Source organism: Caballeronia arvi (genome assembly GCF_001544695.2).
Lineage (GTDB): Bacteria > Pseudomonadota > Gammaproteobacteria > Burkholderiales > Burkholderiaceae > Caballeronia > Caballeronia arvi.
The window spans coordinates 196,007-215,429 of sequence record NZ_FCOM02000008.1 but is presented as its reverse complement, the minus strand read 5'-3'; the positions used below and the strand labels follow the sequence as shown (position 1 = coordinate 215,429).

Sequence of the window (19,423 nt, the reverse complement as noted above, 5' to 3'; positions counted from 1 at the left end):
GCGCGGCTCATCATCGGCGAAAGGAATGACGGTGACGTGAAGCAGACGATGCCCGGCGCATAGTTCAGTCGATTGACATCTCGACCCGCAGCACAGGCGCGAACATCCACTATAGATGGCATTCGGGACGTATGGTTCTCTTGATTGCATGAAGCCATACATCGTCATCGTTTGCGCGACGGAAAAAAAAGAAGGCGCATGCTCATGCACGCGCCTTCTCTCTATTCTCCTGTCTTATTCGATGCCAGAATCACTCATCGGCTAACGGCGCGTGTGAGGTCTCGCGGCTTGCAAGCATCGCGACGAGCGCAACGCCCGACGCCCCGACCAGATACCATGCCGGCGCGAGCTTGCTGCCCGTCGCACCGATGAGCCATGTCGCGACGAGCGGCGCGGTCCCGCCGAACAGCGCGTTCGCCGCGTTGAAGCAGAACGCGAAGCCGCTATAGCGCACGCGCGTCGGAAATATCTCCGAAAGAAAGCATGGCAGCGTGCCGTCGTTCATCGTGAGCAGCACGCCGAAGGCGACCTGGATCGCGACGATCATCGCGAAGCTCGCGCCCACGAGTCCCTTGAAAAGCGGCACCGTCAGCACCGCGAAGAGAATCGATGCGCCGATCAGCATCGACTTGCGTCCCACGCGGTCCGACAACGCGCCCATCACGAAGATCAGGCCGATGTACGCCGCAAGCGATATGGTCGCCGCAATGAACGAGGCCGTCTCGCTCATGCCCATTTCCGTGGAGAGATAGGTCGGCATATAGCTCAGCACGAGATAGAACGCCACCGCATTCAGGCACGTCGCACCGAAGGCGATCAACATGCGCCCGCGATGCTTCGACAGCAATTCGGCGATCGGTGCTTGCGCGGCATGATGGCTGCGCTCCATCGCCTTGAAGCGCGGCGTGTCCTCCAGCTTCACGCGGATATATCGTCCGATGAGCCCGAACGGCGCGGCAAGCAGGAACGGCAGACGCCAGCCGAACGACTGCAACTGCTCGCTCGTGAGCGCGGCATGCATCAGCGCGACCAGGATGGAGCCGAACAGCAGCCCCGCCGCCGTGCTCGCAGGCACGATGCTCGTATAGATGCCGCGCCGCTTGTCCGGCGCGTATTCGGCGAGAAATGCAGCCGCGCCCGCATATTCGCCCGAAGCGGAGAAGCCCTGCACCACGCGCACGAGCAGCAGAAGCGCCGGCGCGAGTACGCCTACTTGCGCATACGTCGGCAGCAAGGCAATCAGAAACGTCGAGCACGACATGATGAGAATCGAAAGCGACAGCGACGTGCGCCTGCCGATCCTGTCGCCCACGTGACCCCACACGATGCCGCCTATCGGCCGCACGATGAACGAGATCGCGAACACGCCGTAAGTGGCGAGCAGGCTCGTTGCGCCATCGGTCTTCGGAAAGAACACGACGGCGATGATCGTCGCCAGATAGCCATACGACGCATAGTCGAACCACTCGACGAAATTGCCGATGAAGCTCGCGCAAGCGGCACGCTTCAATAGCTTCGGGTCGACTTGCGTGCTCTCCTCATGCGATGCGCGAGGCATCGCAACCTGTGCACCTACCGCTCTTTCCGTGTTCATCCACTGTCTCCCGACATGATGATGCGATTTCGTACCGTCCAACGGCCGCGCCGCCGGTTCGGGCATCGCGCGTTCAAGCCGCGATGAAGTGAATGGTAGGAGCCTCGCGTGTTCGAACATTTCCCGAATCGACGCCAAAATTCCCGTTTTCGACATCGAGGGTTAACCACGAACAGGCGCTTCTTCGTGTTCTTTAAAGCGCCTTTTGATAGCGTCGGCGATCGGCTATCGGCGAGATATGGAATTGCGCCTTGTAGCGCGTCGAAAAGTGAGTGAGCGACGTGAAGCCGGTCCGTGTGCAGACGTCTTCGAGCGAGCGCGCGGTGCGGTACAGCAACTGCCGCGCACGCAGCAGCCGTATTTCGAGGTAGGCCTGCGCGGGCGTCTTGCCGAGGCGCTCGTGGAACCATCGTTCGAGCTGGCGTTGCGACACCTTCACGAATGCCGCGATCTCCGCGATGCTGAGCGTCTCCTCGATATTGCTTTCCATGACTTGCAACGCTTCATCGAGCTGGGCGTGGGCATCGCCGATGTATTGCCTGAGCGACGTCACTTGCCGCTCTTCATGACCACGCCGCTCCGCGACGAGCAATTCGAGCACGCGCGCGGCGAGCGCGGCGCTGCCGGGCGGCAGCGCGAGCAGATGCACCATCAGATCGAGCGGCGCCACGCCGCCACTGCATGTGTAGCGGTCGCGATCCACTTCGTAGAGCCGGTTAGACACGGTGAGCTTCGGAAACTGTTCGAGTAGCGTGTCCTGATCTTCCCAGTGAATCGTGCAGCGATAGCCATTGAGCAGACCCGCGCGCGCGAGGAAATAGCTGCCCGTATCGAGGCCGCCGAGCGCGCTGCCGCGACGCGCCTGCAAGCGCAGCCAGTCCATAATCGCGCCGATGCCCTTGCGCGGAATCGGGTTCGGTCCGACGACGAAAACCGCGTCGAAGCCGCTGGCCTCGGGCATCGCGATATCGGGCAGCACGCGGATACCGTCGCTGGAGCGCACGACATCGCCATTGGCGCCGATCAGCGTGTATTCGTAGACCGTGCGCTCGACGAGCATATTCGCGGTGCGAAGCGGATCGACCGCAGCGCCGAGTGCGATCAGCGAGAAGTTCTCCAGAAGCAGAAAGCCGATTCGCATCACGCGCAGATCATGCAGGGCGGGATTGGCATGCTTTCTTTTTGGCATTGAAGGTCGATCGGAACGGTTGTGAGCTTCGACCGATCATAGCGTCAGGAGTCGCGAAGTTCGAAGGAGGCCATGCGATGGACAGGCACTGTCGGCTTCATGATCGGGAAATGCATGCGAAGGCGCGCCGAAACGAAGTGAACGGCACATGATCTGGCTCGCGAATACGATTCTCGTATTGCACGCGCTGATCGTGCTTTTCATCGTCGGCGGTTTGATCGCCATATGGATCGGCGCGGCATTGCGGCGAACGTGGGTTCGAAACCGCGCGTTTCGGACAATGCATATCGCGGCGATCGGTATCGTCGCGATGCTCGCGGTCGTCGACATTCCCTGCCCGCTCACCGTCATGGAAGATCGGCTGCGCGCCGGAGCGTCCGGCGCGCAAGGCTTCGTACAGCGCTGGGTCAGCGCGTTCCTTTATTTCGACTTTCCGGTCTGGGTGTTCACGCTCGCCTACGTGGCCTTCTTTATCGCGGTGGCCATCACGTGGCGGCGCATTCCGCCGCGATCATGAGCGCATGCCGATATCGCTTCGGCGAGTCAGAGCGACGAGCGCGAAAGATGGCCCGCCGGCTTGCTGCTGAATTTGCGGCTCACTTTCAACGCAAACAGCACCGGCTTCGACATGTGCGGACGCAGGATGGCGTGCTTGCGCACATAGCGCGGGACGCACCATTCCGAGCGCGTGCCGGCGTAGAAGAGCGCGGCGTGCCCTGCGCGCAGCGTGCGCGGTTCCTGGCCTTCGGCCGTGATGATCACTTCGCCTTCGATCACGTAGATCGTTTCGTCTTCGTGGAAATACCAGTTGAAGCGGCCGGCCGTGCAATCCCAGACCCATGACGTCGTCGTGGTGTCGAGGCTTTGTGACCAACGGCCGCTGCGTGCGACAGGATTGCCTTCGAGAATCCATGCCGGATCGATCGGATCTGGCTCGAGCAAGACATCGTCCAGACGGACTGACTCGAAAACGGGTGCTGTCATGGAGGCTCCTTTTTCCTTTCTTGTTGATCGATCGTTGTCGGAGCGATCAAGGCCGCTCCATGTTATGCCTTTCAAAGACATTACACCAATGAATTGGTTCAACGTCCAATTTGGCACCGGCGCGCAAACGTTTGCGTCGCGATGTCCACACGATAAAGATCGCGGATGGATGCAACGCATAATGAAAAGCACGCCACAATTGCAATTTATTTCGGATGTCGAAATAAAACGAACATGCGATTAAATCGCATTCAGGCGAACCATAAAGAATCGATGGCTGTTCCCCCGAAACAACAGCCGCTCCGTATTTTGTTCGCCAGCGCACCGATAAGGAAAATGGATAAAGGTCTAATCTGGCGAAACGTGCAACCAGAAGCTCAAGAAAATGCGCGACACAAAAATCAAGATCAGCCGCTCAGGGAAAGACGAGGTTGCCAGGAACGCTTATTGCGCAAGCGTCGCTGCGCCTCTCGGTGACTGGGAGCGCGGAGGCAACTCATGACGCCGATCGTCTTCGGTGGGCGCTTCGGATGGCTTCATGCCGGCGAAGGAAAACACGGCGTCGTACTGTGCAATCCTTTCGGACATGAAGAGGCGTGGGGCCACAAGGCCATGCGTTATCTGGCCGAAGAATTGTCCCGGCGCAATATCCCAGCCTTGCGTTTCGACTATCTCGCGACCGGCGATTCTGTCGGCGTCGATCACGAAGGCGAGCGGCTCGACGGCTTCGTCGCGGATATCGGCGCGGCCATCGAATGCCTGCGCAAACGAACGGATGTATTCACGGTGACGCTATGCGGCGTGCGTCTCGGCGCGACGCTCGCAACGCTCGCATCGAATCATCCGCTGGTGGATTCGCTCGCCTTGCTGGCGCCGGTGATGAATGGACGCCGCTATCTGCGAGAACTCACGGCATTGCGCAAGACGTGGGTGGAGAATGTGCCCGTCGTCGTGCGCGCCGCGCAGATCGATTCGCCTTATCACGTGCTCGGGCAGGTTTATAGCGATGCGTTCCGTAATCGCCTGAACAGCCTCGATCTCAGCAAGGCCATGAGCCGTCAGTCCGCGATGCCGCGACGCGTGTTCGTCGCCGATCCGTTGCCGGGCGCGAGCCAGGCGCTATTCACTGCGCTGCACGATCGCAATGTCGAAGTCCATGCGGATAGCTTCGACGACTATTTCGACTTCATGCAGGAGACGGCGTCGTCGACATTGCCGCGGAAGACGCTCGAGCGAACCGCGGAATGGATCGCGGAAAGCGCGAGCGAAAGCCACTGCGGCGACCTCACGCACGTTCGGACCAGAAAGGCCACGCGGCCGAACATGAGCGACGACGCGATCATCGAAACACCGGAGGCCATCGAGCGGCCGGTGATCTTCGGCGCGGCGGGTCTCTTCGGCATCTTGTGCGAGCCGCGCGGCCGGCTCGCGGGCGGTCCGGTCATCGTGATCACGAATACCGCGGGCAGCGTGCATCACGGCGACAGCCGTCTTTCCGTGCGGATCGCGCGCGACATGGCGCGGCGCGGCATTGCGTCGTTGCGCCTCGATGCACGCGGCATCGGCGACAGCCCCGCACGCGCACCGGACGGCACGTTCGAAGCGACGGCGTCGATCCATGCGCAGACTACGGTCGAGGATGTCGCGACCGCGGCCGCATGGCTCAAGCGCAAGGGCTACGACACGGTCGTCATGTTCGGCATTTGCTCGGGCGCGTATAGCGCGGTGCGTGCATCGCTCGTCGAGCCGGCGATCGGGGCCGTCATCGCGGTGAACCTTCAAGGCTTCCACATTCCGGAAAGACTGACCTTGCAGGAGCTCAGGGCCCGCAGACGCAATACTATGGCGCGTCTCGGTCCGGCCATCCTCAAGCCGGGGAAGTGGTGGCTGGTGCTGAGCGGCAAACGCGGTCTGAAGCCCATCATCAAGGCCTTCGTGTCTCATGCCGCAGCGCGTCTGCATTCGCAAGTGGCGGGCGTGTCGCGCGGCAAGCCCGGCAACACCGACGAGAAATCGCCCACGCATCCGCACGAAGTCGTTCACGCGCTCGAACGCAAAGGCGTGCGCACGCTGCTCGTGTACGGCGCGGGCGACGAAGGTCTCGAACTGCTCAACGCGCATTTCGGCAGGCACGGCAAAAAGCTGTCGCGTCTGACGAGAGTGAAGGCCGCCGTTTGCACGGATGTCGATCACGCGGTCTACGACACGCGAGCATTCACGAGCGTCATGGCGCTGTCCGAGACGTTCATCAGGGATCTGCATCCGGGAAGCGTGCCCGTCATGGAGACGGTTTCGCCTCTGGGAATGTCGCAGCAGATGTGAGGAGACCGGCGAAGTCCGATAAGAAGAAGCGATCGCGGACTGCTCGTGCGTAACAGCGCGATGCAGTCCGCGATTACTTTGGGCCGGCCTGTCTTTCATCACCCGACTATCTTCCGCCTGCTGTCATTCGAGAGCCGACACACTAACTCGGCGCAGCGTCATTCAAATCGACCGCGATATGCGCGCATCCCGCGAATATCGCTTTTCGATCAACACACTGGATTAACCGAACGGATCTTCTATAGGTGCTTGGCACGGCCCTCGCATATGTAGCTGCGAGCGCAACGATTGGTGCTCACCCCAACCCAACCACTTAGGAGATTCATCATGTTGAAAATCGACAACCTGGCCGTTGCCAAAGAACTCGACCGTGAAGAAATGGGCGCCATCGTCGGCGGCTCGAGCATCTTCCAGAACAACGGCGTCAACGCCAACTACAACGGCGGCTTCTCGTTCGCCAGCCCGCAGACCAACATCGCTCCGGTGACGCAAGTCGACGCTTCGACGCACACGGACGTCGACGTGAAGAACATCACGAAGTCGCTCGACGCCGTCGGCAGCCTGCTCGGTGGTGTGAAGCTGTAAGCAGCGCCCGCGAAGGGAGAGGGCACAACGGTGCTGCCTTCTCCCCTTCTCTTCTGACGGCTTATCGCTCCGTCGGCCATCGCGTGCAACGCGCGGATCGAAGTTCGGCCAGTTCAATTCCCACGCAACGCATCTAAGGGCAATCGCTTAGTTGACAGCCGCTTTTTTGAACCTCTACACTGCATACATCGCTGCACACAACAAAGTACGCAGATTTGTGTGGTACAGATTTATCCTTTTTGGGAGTTCACATGGCTCAGTCGTCCCGTTCGATTCGTCGTGCTCTTGCTTGTCTCGCCTTTGCCGGACTCGCCGTCGCCCAGACTCCGGCTCGCGCCGAAGACACCGGCGCGTGGCAAAGCGTGAAAAAGGCAGGCGTGCTCCGTTGCGGCGCCGCGGTCGCGCCGCCGTATGTGATGCGCGATCCTAAAACCGGCGAGTACAGCGGCTTCTTCTCGGATCTATGTCGCAACTTCGGCCAAAACGTGCTGAAGGTGAAAGTCGAATTCGTCGATACGACCTGGGACAACATCGTCGCCGGATTGCAGTCGGACAAGTGGGACGTGTCGATGGCGCTGAACCAGACGCCCGAGCGCGAGAAAGCGGTCTCGTTCTCGGCGCCCGCGACGGACTACAACGTGTCCTTCGTCTATAACAAGCACAACCCGAAGGTCCCGCAAGGCGCGCACGCCATCGCCGACATCGACAAGCCGGGTGTGACCGTCGCGGTCATGTCGGGTACGGCCCAGGACAAGGTGATTTCGGCGACATTCAAGCAAGCGCGCATCATGCGCCTGCCGGGCAACGACGAAACGCGTCTCGCGCTCATGTCAAAACGCGCCGATCTGCTCGCCGATGCCAACATCACCAACATGCTGCTGACGGAAGCGCATCCCGACTGGGCCGCGACCGTTCAGCCGACGCCGCCGCTCGCGCAACAGCAGGTCGCGTTCGCCGTGCGCAAGGAAACGCCCGCCGCCGACATCGCGCTGCTCAACGATTACGTCGGTGCGCAGGTCAAATCGGGCGCGGTCGACAAGCTCATCAAGACATCCGTGCAGGCCATGCTGGTCGCGAACAAGTAATGTGACCCGCCGACGGGCGCTGCGAAGCGCCATCGTCATGCAGGATACCTAATCACATTACCCGATGGAGAGACCATGCTGTCATCTCAAGCCATGATCGCGTCACAGGAACACGCACACGCCGCCGCGCCGGATATTTTCGATGTCTCGCCCGCCACATCCGGCGAGTTCGTGCAGCTCAGGGACGTGTGCAAGTCGTATGGCGAGAACCTGGTCGTCATGGATCATATGAACCTCGACATGCGCGAGGACGACCGTCTCGTCATCATCGGGCCGAGCGGCAGCGGAAAGAGCTCGCTCCTGCGCGTGATGATGGGTCTGGAGGGCATTCAGGCCGGGCAGATCGGCTTTCAGGGCAAGCCGTATATCTTCGGCGCCGACGCGGGACGCGCGAAACCCATCGACGTCAAGCTGCAAAAGCAGATCGGCATGGTGTTTCAGCACTACACGCTGTTCCCGCATCTGTCCGTGCTCGGCAACCTGATCCTCGCGCCGATGAAAGTGGGCGGACTTTCGAAGGCCGAAGCGACGGAGCGCGCGCGCAAGTATCTCGCGCGCCTCGGGCTCGAAAGCAAGCTGCACGCTTATCCGAGCCAGCTTTCCGGCGGCCAGAAACAACGCGTCGCGATCGCGCGGGCGCTGATGCTCGAACCGAAGCTGATGCTCTTCGACGAAGTCACATCGGCGCTGGATCCCGAGATGGTGATCGAAGTGCAGAACGTGATGCTCCAGCTCGCCGAACAGCAGATGGCGATGATCATCGTCACGCACGACATGCATTTCGCCCGCGATATCGCGACGCGTGTGGTGTTTTGCGCGGGCGGCAAGATCGTCGAGCAAGGCGCGCCCGCCGACATGTTCAAGTGCCCGAAACAGGCCCGCACGCGCGACTTCCTCGAGAAAGTGCTGCATCTGGACTAAGGCCGAACATGAACTATCACTTCGATTTCCGCTTTCTCGAAGGCAGCTTCGGCGCCCTGCTCGACGGCCTCAAGGTCACGATCGAACTGGCCGTGCTGTCGAACGTCATGGGTCTCGTGCTCGGCTTTCTGCTCTGTCTTCTCGCGATGAGCCGCCTGACGTTCGTGCGCTGGCCGGCGCAGCTCTTCATCGAATTCTTCCGCTGCACGCCGGCGCTCTTGCAGATCGTCTGGTTCTTCTACTGCATCCCGATCATGGTCGATGTCTTCATCGATCCGATCACGATGGGCGTGCTCGCGCTCGGGCTCAATCTGACCGCCTTCAATGCGGAAGCGTATCGCGCGGGCGTTCAGGCGGTGCCGAAGGAACATCTCGATGCGTGTGTCGCGCTCGGCCTCAAGCCCTGGCAGCGCACCGTCTACGTGGTGCTTCCGCAAGCGCTGCGCAGCGCGATGCCCGTGCTCATGACCAACGGCATTGGCAGCCTGCAGCAGAGCGCGCTCGTCGCCATCGTCGCGGTTGCTGACCTGATGTACGTCGGCAAGAGTCTCGCGACCGAAGCGTACCGGCCGCTCGAAACCTATACGGTCGTCGCGCTGATCTATTTCGCGCTGTCGCTGCCGGTCGCGAAGCTCGTCCACGCGATCGAGCGCCGGCAAGACCTTGCGATCAAGCGTTGAGGAGACGGACATGCATCTCGACTTTTCCGCCGTATTTCCCTACTGGCTCGTGTTGCTCAAGGGACTCGCGCTGACCATCGCGTTCACGAGCAGTTGCGCCGTGATCGGCAGTCTCGCCGGCTTCGTGCTGAGCCTGTTGCGCATGTCGCCATCGCGCTGGATGAAAGCCGCAACCACGCTCTACGTGGAGTTCTTTCGCGGCACGCCGCTGCTCATCCAGCTTTTCTGGGTCTTCTTCTGTTTTCCCGTGGTCTTTCGCATTCCGGTTCCGCCGTATGTATCCGTCGTGATTTCGCTGACGCTCTATATGGCCGCCATCACGAGCGAAACGTTTCGCGGCGCGCTCAAATCGATCTCTGCCGAGCAGCACGACGCGTGCATCGCGCTGAGCCTTTCGCCGTACGCGAAGATTCTCTACGTGATCTTTCCGCAAGCGCTCTTGCGCTCGGTTCCGCCGCTGCTCTCCAACTTCGTCAGCCTGTTCAAGGAAAGCGCGCTGATCTCGTCGGTGGGTGTCGCGGATCTGATGTTCGTCGGCCAGAACATCTCGACCAGCACGGCGAAGCCGGTCGAGTTCCTGACGACGGTCGCCATCATTTACTTCGTCGTCGCGTTTCCGCTCACACGTCTCGTCGGCGTGGTCGAGTCTCGATTCCTCAGGCGCTTCGCCTAGTCATCCTTATTAATTATTCGTCATCTATTGGAGCAACTCATGCAGATGAAAGGCATTCTTCCCGCACTCGTCACGCCGTTCAACGCAGCCGGCGCGGTCGATCACGACACGCTCGCGAACATCCTCGAATTCCAGCTCAAAGCGGGCGTCAAAGGCTTCGTGCCGCTCGGCTCGACGGGCGAGTATTACGCGCTCACGCACGACGAGCGCCGCGCCATTCTGAAGACGGTGCGCGAAGTCGTCGGCAAGCGCGGCGTGCTGATCGGCGGCGCGAACGGATCGTGCACGCGCGAAGTCATCGAACAGACGCAACTGGTGCGCGACGCCGGATACGAGACGGTTCTCATCGCGCCGCCGTATTACGCGCTGCCGTCGCAACAGGAACTGATCGGCCATTACGAAGCGATTCTCGCGGCCGTGCCGGATGTCGATATCGTGCTGTACAACTATCCCGTGCGTACGAACGTCGAAGTCGGCTTCGAAGTGCTCGAAGCGTTCAAGGACAATCCGCGCGTCGTCGGCATCAAGGAAAGCAGCGGCAATCTGCTGCGTGCGATCGAAATCGGCGAGAAGTACAAGGACCACTATCAGCTCTCGTGCGGCTCCGACGACCAGGCGCTCGACTTCTTCCTGTGGGGCGCGTCGAGCTGGATCTGCGGGCCGGCGAACTGCTTCGTGAAGCAGGTCGTCGATTTCTACGACAAGTTCACCGCCGGCGACATTCGCGGCGCGCAGAACGTGATGCGCTCGCTGTTCCCCGTCATGGCGACGATGGAAGCCGGCAAGTTCGTGCAGAAAGTGAAGTACGGCTGCGAGCTCGCGGGCTTCAAGGTGGGCAACGCACGCATGCCGCTGCAACCGCTGACCGATGAAGAAAAAGCCGCGTTCCGCGCGGTGTTCGAAGCGGCGCAGGCTTGATGCAATGGGTATCAGCCTTGTCGATCGTTCAGCTTACGGGAGTGTGAATTGAACGCCGTCCCTCGCGAACTCTCCGCGCACGCGCCACGCCCTGCCAGCCGGGAATCCGCCGTGGTGATCGGCGGCGGCATCGTCGGCATTTGCTGCGCGCTCTATCTGCAACGCGGCGGGTTTGCCGTCACGCTGATCGACCCCGCCGCGCCCGGCGACAGCACGGCCAAATGGAGCTGCGGACAGATGGCGGTGGGCGAGGTCATTCCGCTGTCGAAGCCCGGCATCCTGCTGAAAATCCCCGGCTGGCTGATGGACCGGAAAGGCCCGCTCGCGCTGCGTCCGGGCGCGTTGCCGGGCATCGTTCCGTGGTTCGTGCGCTTTCTCATGAGCGCGCGGCACGCGAAGATCGTCGAGATCGCCCAGTCGCTGGCCACGCTCACGCACGATGTCTACGCCGACTACGCGCCGCTGCTCGACGCTTGCGACGACAAGACGCTGCTCGGCGACAGTCCCATCCTCGAAGTATTCGATAATGCCAGCGCGCTGGTTCACGAAGCGCCGCATCTGGCGCTGCGCGAATCGCTCGGCTTCAGGGCGCAGCGGCTGAACGCGAAGGACATCGGCGATCTCGAACCGGCGCTCGCGGGCAAGTTCGCGCACGGCCTGATGTTCGACGACTGGCGGGCCGTCAAGGACACGATGGGCTTTCTCGCCGCGCTCACCGACAGCTTCATCGCGCAAGGCGGGCGCCGTGTGCAGACGGAAGCGCGCCGTATCGACGAATCGGCGGGACAGGCCACCGGCGTCACGCTCGCGAGCGGCGAGCGCATCGCAGCGCGGCATGTCGTCGTGGCCGCGGGCACCGGCGCTCGGCGCTTCTTCGATGCGCTCGGCGTGCGCGTGCCGCTCGAAGGCATCGCGGGCTATCAGGCCGTGGTTGCGGACCCCGGCGTCGAGATCCGCCATTCGATCATCTATGCCGACGGCGGCTTCTGCTTCACGCCGATGACCCGCGGCCTGCAGATCGGCGGCACGATCGAATTCGCAGGTCGCAACGCGAAGCCGGACTTCAGGCGCGCGGACATCATTCTGGAAAAGGCTAAGCGCGTATTGCCCGACATGCGTACATCGCAGGTCGAGTATGGCGTCGGCTATCGGCCCTTTCTGCCGGATACGAAGCCTGTTATCGACCGCTCGCGCAGACTGAGCAATGTCTACATGGCGTTCGGTCACGGCCAGCTCGGCCTCACGCTCGGCGCGACCACCGGAAGGCTCATCGCGGACATGGCCGCGGGCCGCGCCACCCGGCAAAACCTCGAACCGTTCAGCGCGTATCGCTTCTCCTGACGAGACGAATTTATGAAATCATACGGACAACTTTTCATCGGCGGCCGATGGGTCGCGCCCATCCACAACGGCCGCTTCGACACCATCGATCCGGCGAGCGAGGAAGTCATTGCGAGCGTGGCCGCAGCGACCGCCGAAGATATCGACATCGCGGTGAAGGCCGCACGCAAAGCCTTCGACGAAGGCCCGTGGCCGCGCATGCGCGGGGCTGAGCGCGCGGCTGTGCTGCGCCGCATCGGCAAGGGCATTCGCGACCGGCTTCAGGCGCTCGCCGAAATCGAAGTGCGCGACAACGGCAAGCCGCTTCCCGAAGCGCTCTGGGATCTCGGCGACGCCGCCGGATGCTTCGAGTTCTATGCGGGCCTCGCGGAGAAGTTCGACGACAGCGCCGAGACGCCCGTCGCGCTGCCGGACGCGCGCTTCAGTTCGGTGGCGCGCAAGGAACCGGTCGGCGTCGCGGGCGCAGTCATCCCGTGGAATTTCCCGATGCTGATGGCCGCCTGGAAGGTCGCGCCCGCACTGGCGGCCGGCTGCACGATGGTCCTCAAGCCCTCGGAGCTCACGCCGCTGACGGCGCTCGAACTCGCCGATATCGCCGCGAACGCGGACCTTCCGCCGGGCGTGCTCAATGTCGTGACGGGTCTCGGCAAGGACGCGGGCGCGCCCTTGAGCGAGCATCCGGGCATCGACAAACTCGCGTTCACGGGCAGCGTGCCCACCGGCAGCCGCATCATGCAGGCCGCCGCGCGCGACATCAAGAACGTGAGCCTCGAACTGGGCGGCAAGTCGCCGTTCATCGTATTCGACGACAGCGAGATCGACGCCGCCGTCGAATGGATCATGTTCGGCATCTTCTGGAATCAGGGCGAAGTGTGTTCGGCCACGTCGCGCGTGCTCGTGCAGCGCGGCATTTACGATCGCCTGCTCGAACGGCTGGAAGAGGAAACGCGCAAAATCAGCATTGGCAATGGATTGAAGGACGGCGTGCTGCTCGGGCCGCTCGCCAGCAAGGGACAATTCGACAAGGTGCGCGAAGCCGTCGAACGCGGCGTGAGCGAAGGTGCGCGGCTCGTTGCGGGCGGCACGCGGCCCGCGCATCTGGACAAGGGCTACTTTCTGGAACCCGCGATCTTCGCCGATGTACCGGTCGACAGCTGGATCTGGAACGAGGAAATTTTCGGGCCGGTCGTGTGCATTCGCCCGTTCGACGACGAAGCCGAAGCCGTGCGTTCGGCGAACGATTCGCGCTTCGGCCTCGCCGCCGCGGTGATGTCGCGCGATACGGCACGTTGCGAGCGTGTTGCGCGTGCGTTGCGCGCGGGCATAGTCTGGATCAACTGCAGTCAGCCGACCTTCACCGAAGCGCCGTGGGGCGGCTACAAGCAAAGCGGCATCGGCCGCGAACTCGGCGAGTGGGGCTTGAACAACTATCTCGAGACCAAGCAGATCACGCGCTACGAAAGCGGCGAGCCGTGGGGCTGGTACATCAAATAAGGCCGGACGACATGCGCTGGAAGAAAACGCTTCAACTCGTCGACGTGCATTGCGAAGGCGAGATCGGCAAGGTCATCACGGCGGGCGTCGTCGGCATTCCGGGCGCGACCATGCTCGACAAGATGAACCACATCAACGAAGTCGATGACAGCCTGCGCCGCCTCGTGGTACTCGAACCGCGCGGCTGTCTGCAGATGTCGGTGAATCTGCTGCTGCCGCCGACGCGACCGGAAGCGCATGCCGGCTTCATCGTTCTGCAGGCCGACAAGGCGCATCCGATGTCCGGCAGCAACGCCATCTGCGTCGTCACCGCCCTGCTCGAGCTCGGCATGGTGGAGATGCGGGAGCCGGAAACGACCGTCGTGCTCGACACGCCCGCGGGTCTTGTCACCGCGCGCGCCGCCTGCCGCGACGGACGCTGTACGGGCGTCTCGCTCGACATGGTGCCGGCGTTCGTCGAGCATCTCGACGCCGCGATCGAGACCGCGCACTTCGGCACGATCAAGGCGGATATAGCGTTCGGCGGCGTCTATTACGCGCTCGTCGATGTCGATCAGATCGGGCTCACGATCGCACCGGAGAATGCGCGGGAGCTTGCCGAAGCGGGCGTCACGCTGAAGAACGTCATCAACGAGCAGATTCGCGTGCGGCATCCGCTCTATCCGGAGATCGATGAAGTCGCCTACGTGATGTTCCGCAACCGGCTCGGCGATGCGCTGTATCAGACCTGCACGACGCTGCCGCCAGGGCGCGTCGACCGCTCGCCGTGCGGCACGGGCAGCTCGGCGAATCTCGCGACGTTATCGGCGCGCGGACTCGCCGATACCGGCAGCCGGCTGACATCGCGTTCGGTCATCGGCGGCGAGTTCGCAGTCGAGATGCTGGGCAAGACGGAAATCGGCGGCCGGCCCGCGGTGCTGCCGCGCATCAGCGGACGCGCGTGGGTGTATGGATTTCAGCAGATCGGCGTCGATCCCGACGATCCGCTGGCCGCGGGTTTCATGCTGAGCGATACGTGGGGTTCGGGCTTTCCCACCGCCTGAGACGGAGTGCGCACGATGATAAACTCGAATTCGCGCCCATCCTTCCGGGCCCACGACGACGGCGGTGAAACGATGAGCAAAGCGACCACGGAGACCGAGGGCAGTGGCCGCCGGCATGGCGGACGATACATCTACGAGGAATTGCGCAAGCAGATTCTCACCTTGCAGCTGAAGCCGGGCGCGCCGCTCGACGAAGTCTCGCTCGCGGCGCAGTTCGGGCTCTCACGCTCGCCCGTGCGCGATGCGCTCGCGCGGCTCATCAGCGAAGGCCTCGTGACGATTCTCCCGAATCGCACGACGCTCGTCACGCCGTTCGAGATCGAAGAATTCCCGAAGTACATTTCGGCGCTGGACCTCATTCAGCGCGCCGTCACGCGCCTCGCGGCGCTGTATCGGACGGAAAGCGATCTCGCGCGCATCCGCAAGGCCGACGACACCTACATGAGGGCGATCGACAGCGGCGACTTCAACGCGATGTCCGAGACCAACAAGGGCTTGCACATGGCGATCGCACATGCGGCGAACAACCCGTATTTCATCGGCTATTACGAGCGGCTGCTCGGCGAAGGGCAGCGCCTGCTGCATCTGCATTTCGACTACACGGTGACATCGCCCTCGGCGACGAAGCTCGGACGCGACCACGCCGACATCATCGACGCCATCGCGCGCAAGGATGCCGACGCCGCCGAGCAGCTCGCCCATGAACACACGATGCTGTTCCAGAAGCGCTTCCTGGACTACATGCGCCAGAACATGACCGAGTCGATGGCGGTACTGTAGCCGTCTGTCTGTCCCGCACCGACACGTTCCCGCAATCCGTCTTTCGCCAGCCAACGAAGCAATGCCCCCGGCGATCCGCGAAATCGCCCGGGCATTGCGCATGCATCCTAAAATCACCTTCAAATTCAACGAGTTGGATTAACCGAATAGATCTTCCAGCCTCTCCTGGCACAGCCCTCGCATATGTAGCTGCGAGCGCAACGATTGGTGCTCATCCAACCGACCAGACACGCCAGGAGCTACATCATGCTGAAGATCGAAAACCTCGCCGTTAGCAAAGAACTCGACCGCGCCGAAATGGGCGCCATCGTCGGCGGCGCGAGCATCTTCCAGAACAACGGCGTCAACGCCAACGTCAACGGCGGCTTCTCGTTCGCCAGCCCGCAGACCAACGTCGCTCCCGTGACGCAAGTCGATGCCTCGCAACACCTCGACGTCGACGTGAAGAACATCACCAAGTCGCTGGCTTCGGTCGGCAGCCTGCTCGGCGGCGTGGCCGTCTGATCACCAAATCATTCATCCAGTCAAACCACACTCAGGAGACTCATCATGTTGAAGATCGAAAACCTCGCAGTCAGCAAAGAACTTGGCCGTGCTGAAATGGGCGCCATCGTCGGCGGCACGAGCATCTTCCAGAACAACGGCGTCAACGCCAACGTCAACGGCGGCTTCTCGTTCGCGAGCCCGCAGACCAACATCGCTCCGGTGACGCAAGTCGATGCCTCGCAGCACACCGACGTCGACGTGAAGAACATCACCAAGTCGCTGGCTGCGGTCGGCAGCCTGCTCGGCGGCGTGGCCCTCTGATCACCGATTCATCCATCCAGTCAGACCATTCAGGAGAAACATCATGTTGAAGATCAAAACCCTCGCCGTTAGCAAAGAACTCGACCGTGCGGAAATGGGCGCCATCGTCGGTGGCACGAGCATCTTCCAGAACAATGGCGTCAACGCCAATGTCAACGGCGGCTTCTCGTTCGCGAGCCCGCAAACCAACATCGCGCCGGTGACGCAAGTCGATGCCTCGACGCACACGAACGTCGATCTCACGAACGTCACGAAGACGCTCGCTTCGGTCGGCAGCCTGATCGAAGGCGCGAAGGTGTAAAGCTGCATCACCGAAGGCAGAAGGAACCGCGACGGTTCCTTCTGCCTTTTTTCACTGCTGCGATCCATTTTTTTGGCTGAGACGCGCCGCGCCTCGGCTTTTTGTCTTTGCTTCTTTCCAATCGGCCGCGCCGGATGCAAAGCACGCGCGTCGTCTTCGAATTTCCCATCACGGCTCATAACTGCGCACGCGGATCGACTGTTCGCGCGGTACCGACAGCGGCCATCACTCTGTTTTTCTTCGACCAACATCTCGACAGCGTATGGTCGTGATCGAATGCAATGACAACTTGGCATTCCATACAAATATCCGCTTGCAATCAATGCACTAGATGTACCGAACAGTCCTTCCAGCATCGCCTGGCACGCCCCTCGCATATGTAGCTGCGAGCGCAACGATTACTGCCCTCGACCAACCCACTACCCAGGTATCCAAGGAGCTACATCATGCTGAAGATCGAAAACCTCGCAGTTAGCAAAGAACTCGGCCGCGCTGAAATGGGCGCCATCGTCGGCGGCACGAGCATCTTCCAGAACAACGGCATCAACGCCAACGTCAACGGCGGCTTCTCGTTCGCCAGCCCGCAAACCAACATCGCGCCCGTGACGCAAGTCGATGCCTCGCAACACACCGACGTCGACGTGAAGAACATCACCAAGTCGCTCGCGTCGGTCGGCAGCCTGCTCGGCGGCGTGGCCCTCTGATCACCGATTCATTCATCCAGTCAAACCATTCAGGAGACTCATCATGTTGAAGATCGAAAACCTCGCAGTCAGCAAAGAACTCGGCCGCGCTGAAATGGGCGCCATCGTCGGCGGCACGAGCATCTTCCAGAACAACGGCGTCAACGCCAACCTCAACAGCGGCTTCTCGTTCGCCAGCCCGCAGATCAACGTCGCGCCGGTGACACAAGTCGATGCCTCGACGCACACGAACGTCGATCTCACGAACGTCACGAAGACGCTCGCTTCGGTCGGCAGCCTGATCGAAGGCGCGAAGGTGTAAAGCTGCATCACCGAAGGCAGAAGGAACCGCGACGGTTCCTTCTGCCTTTTTTCACTGCTGCGATTTTTTTGGCTGAGACGCGCCGCGTCTCGGCTTTTTGTCTTTGCTCCTTCCAATCGGCCGCGCTGGATGCAAAGCGCGCGCGTCGTCTTCGAACTTCCCCATCACGGCTCATAAGCGCGCACGCAGCTCGACTGTTCGCGCTGTACCGACAACGGCCGGCATTCTGTTTTTTATCGACCAACATCTCGACAGCGCATGGTGATCGTGAATTGCACTGAAAACTTCGCGTTCCATACAAATATCTATTTTCAATCAATGCACTAGATGTACCGAACGGTCCTTCCAGCACCACTTGGCACGCCCCTCGCATATGTAGCTGCGAGCGCAACGATTGCTGCCCTCGACCAACCCACTACCCAAGTATCCAAGGAGCTACATCATGTTGAAGATCGAAAACCTCGCAGTTAGCAAAGAACTCGGCCGCGCTGAAATGGGCGCCATCGTCGGCGGCACGAGCATCTTCCAAAACAACGGCATCAACGCCAACGTCAACGGCGGCTTCGCGTTCGCCAGCCCGCAGACCAACATCGCTCCCGTGACGCAAGTCGATGCCTCGCAGCACACCGATGTCGACGTGAAGAACATCACGAAGTCGCTCGCTTCGGTCGGCAGCCTGCTCGGCGGCGTGGCCCTCTGATCACCGATTCATTCATCCAGTCAAACCACACTCAGGAGACTCATCATGTTGAAGATCGAAAACCTCGCAGTCAGCAAAGAACTCGGCCGCGCTGAAATGGGCGCCATCGTCGGCGGCACGAGCATCTTTCAGAACAACGGCATCAACGCCAATGTCAACGGCGGCTTCGCGTTCGCCAGCCCGCAGACCAACATCGCTCCGGTGACGCAAGTCGATGCTTCGCAGCACACCGATGTCGACGTGAAGAACATCACCAAGTCGCTGGCTGCGGTCGGCAGCCTGCTCGGCGGCGTGGCCCTCTGATCACCGATTCATCCATCCAGTCACACCATTCAGGAGAAACATCATGTTGAAGATCAAAACCCTCGCAGTCAGCAAAGAACTCGACCGTGCGGAAATGAGCACTATCGCCGGCGGCACGAGCATCTTCCAGAACAACGGCATCAACGCCAACGTCAACGGCGGCTTCTCGTTCGCCAGCCCGCAGACCAATGTGGCTCCGGTGACGCAAGTGGATGCCTCGCAGCACACCGACGTCGATGTGAAGAACATCACCAAGTCGCTCGCGACGGTCGGCAGCCTGCTCGAAGGCGTGAAGCTCTGAGCCCTCGACCATCCATTCAAGTCATCAGGAGAAACATCATGTTGAAGATCGAAAACCTGGCAGTCAGCAAAGAACTCGGCCGCGCTGAAATGGGCGCCATCGTCGGCGGCGCGAGCATCTTCCAGAACAACGGGATCAACGCCAACTCGATTACCGGCTTCTCGTTCGCCAGCCCGCAGATCAACGTCGCGCCGGTGACTCAGGTCGACGCATCGCAGTACACGAAGGTCGACCTGACGAACGTCACGAAGTCGATCGACGCCATCGGCAGCCTGCTGCACGGCGTGAAGGCGTAAGGCAACATTGGCGACAGGAGAAGGAACGACTGCGCTTCCTTCTCCTCTCGCGATTCATCTCGGCGCTGGCATGACCGCCCGCGCATCAAATTCCCACCACG

At 61.4% G+C, this 19,423-nt stretch carries 25 protein-coding genes; 22 read left to right on the top strand and 3 right to left on the bottom strand.

Annotated features, from left to right (window positions below; all coding sequences use genetic code 11):
- Positions 1-250 precede the first annotated feature (250 nt).
- Both AWB74_RS12585 and AWB74_RS12580 read right to left on the bottom strand, forming a co-directional pair.
- A complete protein-coding gene (locus AWB74_RS12585) occupies positions 251-1,594 on the bottom strand; it encodes an MFS transporter (protein WP_096032019.1) in 1,344 nt (447 codons plus the stop codon).
- A gap of 193 nt (positions 1,595-1,787) precedes the next feature.
- Entirely contained in the window at positions 1,788-2,783 is a 996-nt protein-coding gene (locus tag AWB74_RS12580; RefSeq protein ID WP_061147091.1) for a GlxA family transcriptional regulator, read from the bottom strand.
- Positions 2,784-2,931: 148 nt separating this feature from the next.
- Between AWB74_RS12580 and AWB74_RS12575 the strand changes: the two genes are divergently transcribed.
- The gene (locus AWB74_RS12575; RefSeq protein ID WP_061147090.1) at positions 2,932-3,300 is read left to right on the top strand and encodes a DUF2784 domain-containing protein; all 369 of its coding nucleotides are present in this window, start codon (positions 2,932-2,934) and stop codon (positions 3,298-3,300) included.
- 26 nt (positions 3,301-3,326) lie between these two features.
- Here the strand turns inward: AWB74_RS12575 and AWB74_RS12570 are convergent, their stop codons facing one another.
- A complete protein-coding gene (locus AWB74_RS12570) occupies positions 3,327-3,767 on the bottom strand; it encodes a cupin domain-containing protein (protein ID WP_061147089.1) in 441 nt (146 codons plus the stop codon).
- Between the two features lie 165 nt (positions 3,768-3,932).
- Here AWB74_RS12570 and AWB74_RS45615 point away from each other — a divergent pair, with 165 nt between their 5' ends.
- The 21 genes from AWB74_RS45615 to AWB74_RS12470 all read left to right on the top strand — a co-directional run bounded on the left by AWB74_RS45615 (position 3,933) and on the right by AWB74_RS12470 (position 19,322).
- A complete protein-coding gene (locus tag AWB74_RS45615) occupies positions 3,933-4,244 on the top strand; it encodes a hypothetical protein (protein WP_143749211.1) in 312 nt (103 codons plus the stop codon).
- Between the two features lie 21 nt (positions 4,245-4,265).
- Positions 4,266-6,089: an alpha/beta hydrolase family protein gene (locus AWB74_RS12565; protein ID WP_061147088.1), complete on the top strand. Its 1,824-nt coding sequence runs from the start codon at positions 4,266-4,268 to the stop codon at positions 6,087-6,089.
- 327 nt (positions 6,090-6,416) lie between these two features.
- Positions 6,417-6,674, top strand: coding sequence for a hypothetical protein (locus AWB74_RS12560; protein ID WP_061147087.1), 258 nt, complete (start codon positions 6,417-6,419; stop codon positions 6,672-6,674).
- 251 nt (positions 6,675-6,925) lie between these two features.
- Positions 6,926-7,759, top strand: coding sequence for a transporter substrate-binding domain-containing protein (locus AWB74_RS12555; RefSeq protein WP_061147086.1), 834 nt, complete (start codon positions 6,926-6,928; stop codon positions 7,757-7,759).
- Between the two features lie 93 nt (positions 7,760-7,852).
- A complete protein-coding gene (locus tag AWB74_RS12550) occupies positions 7,853-8,680 on the top strand; it encodes an amino acid ABC transporter ATP-binding protein (RefSeq protein ID WP_087038964.1) in 828 nt (275 codons plus the stop codon).
- An 8-nt stretch (positions 8,681-8,688) separates the two neighbouring features.
- Complete coding sequence (locus AWB74_RS12545) at positions 8,689-9,360, top strand: amino acid ABC transporter permease (RefSeq protein WP_061147084.1); 672 nt, start codon at positions 8,689-8,691, stop codon at positions 9,358-9,360.
- 10 nt (positions 9,361-9,370) lie between these two features.
- Positions 9,371-10,033 carry an amino acid ABC transporter permease gene (locus AWB74_RS12540; RefSeq protein ID WP_061147083.1) on the top strand — a complete coding sequence of 221 codons (663 nt, stop codon included), beginning with the start codon at positions 9,371-9,373 and terminating at the stop codon, positions 10,031-10,033.
- Positions 10,034-10,072: 39 nt separating this feature from the next.
- Positions 10,073-10,951, top strand: a complete 879-nt coding sequence (gene dapA / locus AWB74_RS12535) for a 4-hydroxy-tetrahydrodipicolinate synthase (protein WP_061147082.1) — start codon at positions 10,073-10,075, stop codon at positions 10,949-10,951.
- A 48-nt stretch (positions 10,952-10,999) separates the two neighbouring features.
- Positions 11,000-12,292, top strand: coding sequence for an NAD(P)/FAD-dependent oxidoreductase (locus tag AWB74_RS12530; protein ID WP_061147081.1), 1,293 nt, complete (start codon positions 11,000-11,002; stop codon positions 12,290-12,292).
- Between the two features lie 12 nt (positions 12,293-12,304).
- Positions 12,305-13,786: an aldehyde dehydrogenase family protein gene (locus AWB74_RS12525; protein WP_061147080.1), complete on the top strand. Its 1,482-nt coding sequence runs from the start codon at positions 12,305-12,307 to the stop codon at positions 13,784-13,786.
- A gap of 11 nt (positions 13,787-13,797) precedes the next feature.
- Complete coding sequence (locus AWB74_RS12520; RefSeq protein WP_061147079.1) at positions 13,798-14,829, top strand: proline racemase family protein; 1,032 nt, start codon at positions 13,798-13,800, stop codon at positions 14,827-14,829.
- Between the two features lie 72 nt (positions 14,830-14,901).
- Complete coding sequence (locus AWB74_RS12515; RefSeq protein ID WP_061147078.1) at positions 14,902-15,609, top strand: GntR family transcriptional regulator; 708 nt, start codon at positions 14,902-14,904, stop codon at positions 15,607-15,609.
- A gap of 246 nt (positions 15,610-15,855) precedes the next feature.
- Positions 15,856-16,113, top strand: coding sequence for a hypothetical protein (locus AWB74_RS12510; protein ID WP_061147077.1), 258 nt, complete (start codon positions 15,856-15,858; stop codon positions 16,111-16,113).
- A gap of 45 nt (positions 16,114-16,158) precedes the next feature.
- Positions 16,159-16,416, top strand: a complete 258-nt coding sequence (locus tag AWB74_RS12505) for a hypothetical protein (protein WP_061147076.1) — start codon at positions 16,159-16,161, stop codon at positions 16,414-16,416.
- A gap of 43 nt (positions 16,417-16,459) precedes the next feature.
- Positions 16,460-16,717, top strand: a complete 258-nt coding sequence (locus AWB74_RS12500; protein WP_061147075.1) for a hypothetical protein — start codon at positions 16,460-16,462, stop codon at positions 16,715-16,717.
- A gap of 446 nt (positions 16,718-17,163) precedes the next feature.
- The gene (locus AWB74_RS12495) at positions 17,164-17,421 is read left to right on the top strand and encodes a hypothetical protein (protein ID WP_061147074.1); all 258 of its coding nucleotides are present in this window, start codon (positions 17,164-17,166) and stop codon (positions 17,419-17,421) included.
- Positions 17,422-17,464: 43 nt separating this feature from the next.
- Positions 17,465-17,722, top strand: coding sequence for a hypothetical protein (locus AWB74_RS12490; RefSeq protein WP_061147073.1), 258 nt, complete (start codon positions 17,465-17,467; stop codon positions 17,720-17,722).
- A 442-nt stretch (positions 17,723-18,164) separates the two neighbouring features.
- Entirely contained in the window at positions 18,165-18,422 is a 258-nt protein-coding gene (locus AWB74_RS12485) for a hypothetical protein (RefSeq protein WP_061147072.1), read from the top strand.
- A 45-nt stretch (positions 18,423-18,467) separates the two neighbouring features.
- Positions 18,468-18,725, top strand: a complete 258-nt coding sequence (locus AWB74_RS12480; protein WP_061147071.1) for a hypothetical protein — start codon at positions 18,468-18,470, stop codon at positions 18,723-18,725.
- 43 nt (positions 18,726-18,768) lie between these two features.
- Positions 18,769-19,026, top strand: coding sequence for a hypothetical protein (locus AWB74_RS12475; RefSeq protein WP_061147070.1), 258 nt, complete (start codon positions 18,769-18,771; stop codon positions 19,024-19,026).
- Between the two features lie 38 nt (positions 19,027-19,064).
- Entirely contained in the window at positions 19,065-19,322 is a 258-nt protein-coding gene (locus tag AWB74_RS12470) for a hypothetical protein (RefSeq protein WP_061128167.1), read from the top strand.
- Positions 19,323-19,423 lie beyond the last annotated feature (101 nt).

Bases quoted from the DNA above. Each gene is read 5' to 3' on its own strand.
- AWB74_RS12510 (WP_061147077.1), top strand. From the start codon at position 15,856: ATGCTGAAGATCGAAAACCTCGCCGTTAGCAAAGAACTCGACCGCGCC.
- AWB74_RS12575 (WP_061147090.1), top strand. From the start codon at position 2,932: ATGATCTGGCTCGCGAATACGATTCTCGTATTGCACGCGCTGATCGTG.
- AWB74_RS12485 (WP_061147072.1), top strand. From the start codon at position 18,165: ATGTTGAAGATCGAAAACCTCGCAGTTAGCAAAGAACTCGGCCGCGCT.
- AWB74_RS12525 (WP_061147080.1), top strand. From the start codon at position 12,305: ATGAAATCATACGGACAACTTTTCATCGGCGGCCGATGGGTCGCGCCC.
- AWB74_RS12475 (WP_061147070.1), top strand. From the start codon at position 18,769: ATGTTGAAGATCAAAACCCTCGCAGTCAGCAAAGAACTCGACCGTGCG.
- AWB74_RS12540 (WP_061147083.1), top strand. From the start codon at position 9,371: ATGCATCTCGACTTTTCCGCCGTATTTCCCTACTGGCTCGTGTTGCTC.
- AWB74_RS12490 (WP_061147073.1), top strand. From the start codon at position 17,465: ATGTTGAAGATCGAAAACCTCGCAGTCAGCAAAGAACTCGGCCGCGCT.
- AWB74_RS12520 (WP_061147079.1), top strand. From the start codon at position 13,798: ATGCGCTGGAAGAAAACGCTTCAACTCGTCGACGTGCATTGCGAAGGC.
- dapA (WP_061147082.1), top strand. From the start codon at position 10,073: ATGCAGATGAAAGGCATTCTTCCCGCACTCGTCACGCCGTTCAACGCA.
- AWB74_RS12555 (WP_061147086.1), top strand. From the start codon at position 6,926: ATGGCTCAGTCGTCCCGTTCGATTCGTCGTGCTCTTGCTTGTCTCGCC.
- AWB74_RS12500 (WP_061147075.1), top strand. From the start codon at position 16,460: ATGTTGAAGATCAAAACCCTCGCCGTTAGCAAAGAACTCGACCGTGCG.
- AWB74_RS12560 (WP_061147087.1), top strand. From the start codon at position 6,417: ATGTTGAAAATCGACAACCTGGCCGTTGCCAAAGAACTCGACCGTGAA.
- AWB74_RS12570 (WP_061147089.1), bottom strand. From the start codon at position 3,767: ATGACAGCACCCGTTTTCGAGTCAGTCCGTCTGGACGATGTCTTGCTC.
- AWB74_RS12505 (WP_061147076.1), top strand. From the start codon at position 16,159: ATGTTGAAGATCGAAAACCTCGCAGTCAGCAAAGAACTTGGCCGTGCT.
- AWB74_RS12480 (WP_061147071.1), top strand. From the start codon at position 18,468: ATGTTGAAGATCGAAAACCTCGCAGTCAGCAAAGAACTCGGCCGCGCT.
- AWB74_RS12495 (WP_061147074.1), top strand. From the start codon at position 17,164: ATGCTGAAGATCGAAAACCTCGCAGTTAGCAAAGAACTCGGCCGCGCT.
- AWB74_RS12565 (WP_061147088.1), top strand. From the start codon at position 4,266: ATGACGCCGATCGTCTTCGGTGGGCGCTTCGGATGGCTTCATGCCGGC.
- AWB74_RS12515 (WP_061147078.1), top strand. From the start codon at position 14,902: ATGAGCAAAGCGACCACGGAGACCGAGGGCAGTGGCCGCCGGCATGGC.
- AWB74_RS12580 (WP_061147091.1), bottom strand. From the start codon at position 2,783: ATGCCAAAAAGAAAGCATGCCAATCCCGCCCTGCATGATCTGCGCGTG.
- AWB74_RS12470 (WP_061128167.1), top strand. From the start codon at position 19,065: ATGTTGAAGATCGAAAACCTGGCAGTCAGCAAAGAACTCGGCCGCGCT.
- AWB74_RS12550 (WP_087038964.1), top strand. From the start codon at position 7,853: ATGATCGCGTCACAGGAACACGCACACGCCGCCGCGCCGGATATTTTC.
- AWB74_RS12545 (WP_061147084.1), top strand. From the start codon at position 8,689: ATGAACTATCACTTCGATTTCCGCTTTCTCGAAGGCAGCTTCGGCGCC.
- AWB74_RS12585 (WP_096032019.1), bottom strand. From the start codon at position 1,594: ATGAACACGGAAAGAGCGGTAGGTGCACAGGTTGCGATGCCTCGCGCA.
- AWB74_RS45615 (WP_143749211.1), top strand. From the start codon at position 3,933: ATGGATGCAACGCATAATGAAAAGCACGCCACAATTGCAATTTATTTC.